This window comes from uncultured Caballeronia sp. (assembly GCF_964243625.1).
Classification (GTDB): Bacteria; Pseudomonadota; Gammaproteobacteria; order Burkholderiales; family Burkholderiaceae; genus Caballeronia.
The window spans coordinates 1-5,631 of record NZ_CAXTGZ010000404.1 but is presented as its reverse complement, the minus strand read 5'-3'; the positions used below and the strand labels follow the sequence as shown (position 1 = coordinate 5,631).

Below are 5,631 nucleotides of genomic sequence, written 5' to 3'. Positions count from 1 at the left end.
CTTGGCTTCCGGGTAAGCCTCGATGAGCTCGCGGGCAAAGGCGATGCTGGGCCACATCGGCAAGAAGCTCAACCTCGACGCCAACCAGGTCGAGTCATGGTACGGCGTCGATACGTCAAATGCATGCGCGGTGGCCAACGTGCTAGGGAAGGGCGAAATCCCGATTTATGAGATAACGGCGACAACTAACGGCGCGTGTCCCGGCTCCTCCTCGCCGCTTGTCAGCGTCGCTGTCGAGCACATTTGGGTCAAAGCGAAAATTGATGGCGACTGGTATGTCTTCGATCCATCGTTCAAATCCCATTCGTTCAAAACAGGGATCGACCTCGCCGACCCTGCCACGACCGGTTATAACGCTACGACCTATCTCGGTCAGGCAATCACGACCTCGACCAATACGGCCGATTGGGTCCAAAACATCAGCCGATCGAACATTCGCAACAATCTCACGACCTATGCGTCGAATCTGGCTACTTATCTTCGTAAGTACAAGCCAAGCGCGACACTTGACGATGTAATTGGTGGCAAGTCCATTGACCCGTTTTATGATGTGCTTCGCGAAAAAACATTGCGTTACCAAGACGCGCGGTGGCAAACAGTCGAATATGCTGACTTGCCAAATTCTTTCAAACCGACGCTGCGTATTCAGTACCAGGGAATTGATCAAACATACACCTCCGATGCCATCTATGGCCGACGGCTTAGCATTACGTACAACGCTGCAAATCAGCCCGTATTAAAACTCGACGGGAACACAGTAGGCGCGCCAGGGGTCGCGGTTCCCGCAGGAACGGCAACAACAATCAATTTCACCGTGGTGCACAATGCGTACGCTGCGCGTAACTCAGACCAAAGTTTTAGCCAGTCCCTCGTGGCCGGTAACGGCAACACCTATGTAATTGCTAGCAGCTGGGGCGCTACTGGTCGAGGACCGGCCGAAAATTATCGCAACGTCATCAGCAGTCAGCGATCAGTCGGTGCTGGAGATACTTCCGAGCCATTGTTAGGCTCGACGCTCGCCCTGGTGGGAGCGCAATGGATGGCTCAAGCCGACCAGGCGGGCCTGGTGGTCGGGCAACTCGCGAATTCCATAGCGCTTGTGCATCACCGGATTGGGATTATTGGCTAGTCACCGGCGTTGATTGTTGCCACGTGACACAACCTCACTCCACCGCCTTCACCATATCCTCGATCACCTTCTTGGCATCGCCGAAAACCATCATCGTCTTGTCCATGTAGAACAGTTCGTTATCCAGCCCGGCATAACCCGCCGCCATGGAGCGTTTGTTCACGATAATCGTCTTCGCTCGATACGCCTCCAGAATCGGCATCCCCGCGATCACCGATTTGGGATCGGTCTTGGCCGCCGGATTCACCACGTCATTCGCCCCGAGCACCAACACCACGTCCGTCTGCTGGAATTCGCCATTGATGTCTTCCATCTCGTGGACGAGCTCGTAGTCCACCTCCGCCTCGGCCAGCAACACGTTCATATGCCCCGGCATCCGCCCCGCGACCGGGTGGATCGCATACTTCACGTCGATGCCTTTCTCGATCAGCTTGTCGGTGAGTTCCTTCAACGCATGCTGAGCGCGCGCCACGGCCAGTCCATAACCCGGCACGATCACCACCGTTTCGGCATTGCCGAGCATGAACGCGGCGTCATCGGCGGAACCGGATTTCACCGGGCGCTGTTCCTTCGCGCCATCGGTTGCCGCCGCGCCGCCTTCGTTGCCGAAACCGCCCAGGAGCACGTTGAAGAACGAGCGGTTCATCGCGCGGCACATGATGTACGAAAGAATTGCGCCCGACGAGCCCACCAGCGATCCGGCGATGATCAACATCGGGTTGTTCAGCGAAAAGCCGATGCCCGCCGCCGCCCAGCCCGAATACGAGTTGAGCATCGATACAACCACGGGCATGTCCGCGCCGCCGATCGGGATGATGATCAGCACGCCGAGCGCGAACGCGATCAGCGTCATGATCACGAACGGCAGCCACGACTGCGTGAACATGAAGATGATGCCGAAGCCGAGCATCGCGATGGCAAGCAGCAAGTTGATCATGTGCTGGCCGGCGTACACGACCGGCGCACCCTTGAACAACCTGAACTGATACTTGCCCGAGAGTTTCCCGAACGCGATCACGGAACCCGAGAACGTAATGGCACCCACAAACGTGCCGATAAACAACTCCACGCGATTGCCCACGGGAATCGGTTCGCCCAGCGCGGCGAGCCCGAACGCCGAGGGTTCGGAAACAACCGCATAAGCGATACAAACCGCTGCCAGACCAATCAGCGAATGCATGGCGGCGACGAGTTCGGGCATCTTCGTCATCTCGACTTTCGCCGCGACGTATGCGCCGATCGCGCCGCCCACCACGAGCGCTGCGAACAGCAGCCCCAGGCCCAGCGACAGATCCGATCCCAGCGCCGACGCCTGCTTCACGATCAACGCAATGGTCGTCAGGATCGCGATCGCCATGCCGGCCATGCCGAACGTATTGCCGATGCGCGCGGTCTTCGGATTCGACAAGCCTTTGAGCGCCTGGATGAAACACACCGAGGCGACGAGATACAGGAGGGTGACTACGCTCATGCTCATTGCGCGGCCTCCTTCGACGGAGCTGCAATTTGCTTCGGCGCTTTCTTCTTGAACATCTCCAGCATTCGCCGCGTGACGAGAAATCCGCCGAACACGTTGACCGCTGCGAGCAACACCGCAAGCGTGCCGAAGAACTTGCCGGCGCCGCCTATGGTGAGGCCGGCTGCGAGCATCGCGCCGACAATCACGATAGCCGAGATCGCGTTCGTCACCGCCATCAATGGCGTATGCAATGCGGGCGTGACGTTCCACACCACGTGATACCCGACGTAGATCGCGAGCACGAAGATGATCAGGTTGATGACCGTGTGATTAACCAGTTCCATGTCAGTCTCCTTTGATCCCGCGCGTGACCTGGCCGTCGCGGCACAGGAGCGTGGCCGCGACGATGTCATCGGCCATATCGATGTTCAGCGTGCCTTCCTTCGTCACGATCAGCTTGATGAAGTCGAGCAGGTTGCGGGCGTAAAGGGCGGAGGCGTCGGTCGCGACCATCGATGCAAGATTGGTGTAGCCGACCAGATGCACGCCATGTTTCATCACGACCTGATCGGCTTCGGTCAGCGGGCAATTGCCGCCGCGCCGCCCTTCGAATTCAGGACCACGGCCCGCGGCCAGATCGACAATCACCGAGCCGGGTTTCATCTGTGCGACGGTTTCAGCCGCGATCAGCGTCGGTGCGGGACGTCCGGGAATCAACGCCGTAGCGATCACGATATCTGCCTGCTTCGCGCGTTCGGCGACCAGCACGGACTGGCGCGCGAGCCAGCTTGCGGGCATCGGCCGCGCATAGCCGCCCACGCCGACGGCGGCATCGCGTTCTTCATCGGTTTCATAGGGGACATCGAGGAACTTCGCGCCCAGCGATTCGATTTGCTCTTTCACGGCGGGACGTACATCCGATGCTTCGATGACCGCACCCAGCCGCTTGGCTGTAGCGATGGCCTGCAGGCCCGCGACGCCCGCCCCCAGCACGAGCACGCGCGCCGCTTTCACGGTGCCGGCGGCGGTCATCAGCATGGGCATGAAGCGCTGGTAGATATTGCTCGCGACCAGCACGGCCTTGTACCCGGCAATATTGGCCTGCGACGACAACACGTCGAGGCTCTGCGCCCGGGTCGTGCGCGGCGCGGCTTCCAGCGCGAACGCGGTAATGCCGGAGGCGGCGAGGCGCGTGTTGTTATCGGCGTTGAAGGGGTCGAGCATGCCCGCCAGGACCGCGCCGTGTTTCAGCAGCGGCAGCTCGGTTTCGTTGGGCGAATGGACCTTGAGGACGAGATCGGCGGCGAACGCGGTGTTGGCATCGACGAGCTCGGCGCCGGCAGCAGCAAAAGCTTCATCGATATAACTCGCCGGCAGCCCCGCACCGCGCTGCACGGTGACCCTGTGACCTTGCGATACGAGCTTCTTGACCGTCTCCGGCGTGGCGGCGACGCGCGCCTCGTTCGCCCGCGTCTCGGCAGGCACTCCGATATGCATCTTCATCCTCCTCACGTTCTAGTTCTGTTTTGGCCGTGTGCAGTCGTGCTCTTGCTGCTCGCAGTTGTTAAGCAGTTCTTTAAGCTGGTTTTTGCGACTGATTGCCACTGTAACTGAAACATTCACGAAAAATAGCGCGATCGGGCGACAACATTCACCAACTCGGCGAACGACGGGAAAACCCGCAAAACGGTAAAATACGGTCCCATGAATACTGAACGCTGGACGCCGCGCGTTACCGTCGCGGCCATTGTGGAGCGGGACGGGCGTTTTCTCGTGATCGAGGAACACACGTCCGACGGACTCAAGATTAATCAGCCGGCCGGCCATCTGGAAGCGGGAGAAACGCTTGTCGATGCCGTGAAGCGGGAAACACTGGAGGAAACGGCGCATCGGTTCGAACCGCAGGCGCTTGTCGGCACGTATCTGACGCATTTCGAGCGTCCGGGGAAATCGGCGACCTATTTGCGCTTCACGTTCTGCGGCACCACGTCGGGACCGGTGCCGGACGCGAAACTGGACGATGGCATCGTGCGCGCCATGTGGCTCACCGCCGACGAACTCCGTGCATGCGCCGACCGGCACAGGTCGCCGGCCGTGCTGGAATGCCTCGATCATTACCTCGCCGGGCGGCGCGTGCCGCTCGACTTCATTCACACGCACTCGGTCGCGCCGGTGCGGGACTAGGTTTTCGAAGCAACAATCCAAGCCACAATCGAAGCAAAATCGAAGCATCAGGCAGAGAGCACAATGAGCAAGGCCGGAAAACAGAAAGTCGTGGTGGGCATGTCGGGCGGCGTGGATTCGTCGGTGACCGCGTGGCTGCTGAAAGAGCAGGGCTACGACGTGATCGGCCTGTTCATGAAGAACTGGGAAGATGACGACGACAGCGAATACTGCTCGACCCGGCAGGACTGGATCGACGTGGTGTCGGTGGCGGATCTGATCGGCATCGACGTGGAAGCGGTCAACTTCGCGGCTGAATACAAGGATCGTGTGTTCGCCGAATTCCTGCGGGAATATTCGGCCGGCCGCACGCCCAATCCTGACGTTCTCTGCAACGCCGAGATCAAGTTCAAGGCGTTCCTCGATCACGCCATGTCGCTTGGCGGCGAAACCATCGCGACCGGCCATTACGCTCGCGTGCGCGAACGCGATGGCCAGTTCGAACTGCTCAAGGCCACGGATCACACGAAGGATCAGTCGTACTTCTTGCATCGGCTGAATCAGGCGCAGTTGTCGAAGACGCTGTTTCCTCTCGGCGAGATGCCCAAGACGAAGGTTCGTGAGATTGCAGCGCAGATCGGCTTGCCCAATGCGGCCAAGAAGGATTCCACGGGCATTTGTTTTATCGGAGAGCGGCCGTTTCGCGAGTTCCTGAACCGCTACCTGCCGACGCAACCCGGTCCAATGAAAACACCCGATGGGAAAGTGATCGGCGAGCATGTCGGGCTGGCGTTCTATACCTTCGGCCAGCGTAAGGGCATCGGGCTCGGCGGCAGCAAGGACGGCAGCGGAGACCCGTGGTTCGTCGCGGGCAAGGACA

At 59.8% G+C, this 5,631-nt stretch carries 6 protein-coding genes; 3 read left to right on the top strand and 3 right to left on the bottom strand.

Annotated features, from left to right (window positions below; translation table 11 throughout):
- Positions 1–22: 22 nt before the first annotated feature.
- On the top strand, positions 23–1,129 hold the full coding sequence (locus ACFFAR_RS23030) for a hypothetical protein (protein WP_375508531.1): 1,107 nt from the start codon (positions 23–25) through the stop codon (positions 1,127–1,129).
- 34 nt (positions 1,130–1,163) lie between these two features.
- Here the strand turns inward: ACFFAR_RS23030 and ACFFAR_RS23025 are convergent, their stop codons facing one another.
- The 3 genes from ACFFAR_RS23025 to ACFFAR_RS23015 are packed head-to-tail and all read right to left on the bottom strand — an operon-like array spanning position 1,164 to position 4,085.
- Positions 1,164–2,606 carry an NAD(P)(+) transhydrogenase (Re/Si-specific) subunit beta gene (locus tag ACFFAR_RS23025; RefSeq protein WP_062169134.1) on the bottom strand — a complete coding sequence of 481 codons (1,443 nt, stop codon included), beginning with the start codon at positions 2,604–2,606 and terminating at the stop codon, positions 1,164–1,166.
- Entirely contained in the window at positions 2,603–2,932 is a 330-nt protein-coding gene (locus ACFFAR_RS23020) for an NAD(P) transhydrogenase subunit alpha (protein ID WP_061998448.1), read from the bottom strand. Before ACFFAR_RS23020 ends, ACFFAR_RS23025 begins: the two co-directional genes overlap by 4 nt.
- 1 nt (position 2,933) lies before the next feature.
- The gene (locus ACFFAR_RS23015) at positions 2,934–4,085 is read right to left on the bottom strand and encodes a Re/Si-specific NAD(P)(+) transhydrogenase subunit alpha (protein WP_174364312.1); all 1,152 of its coding nucleotides are present in this window, start codon (positions 4,083–4,085) and stop codon (positions 2,934–2,936) included.
- Between the two features lie 207 nt (positions 4,086–4,292).
- Here ACFFAR_RS23015 and ACFFAR_RS23010 point away from each other — a divergent pair, with 207 nt between their 5' ends.
- Both ACFFAR_RS23010 and mnmA read left to right on the top strand, forming a co-directional pair.
- Positions 4,293–4,772, top strand: a complete 480-nt coding sequence (locus tag ACFFAR_RS23010) for an NUDIX hydrolase (RefSeq protein ID WP_062169135.1) — start codon at positions 4,293–4,295, stop codon at positions 4,770–4,772.
- A gap of 63 nt (positions 4,773–4,835) precedes the next feature.
- The coding region (mnmA, locus tag ACFFAR_RS23005; protein ID WP_375508530.1) for a tRNA 2-thiouridine(34) synthase MnmA at positions 4,836–5,631 on the top strand (796 nt) is incomplete at its 3' end.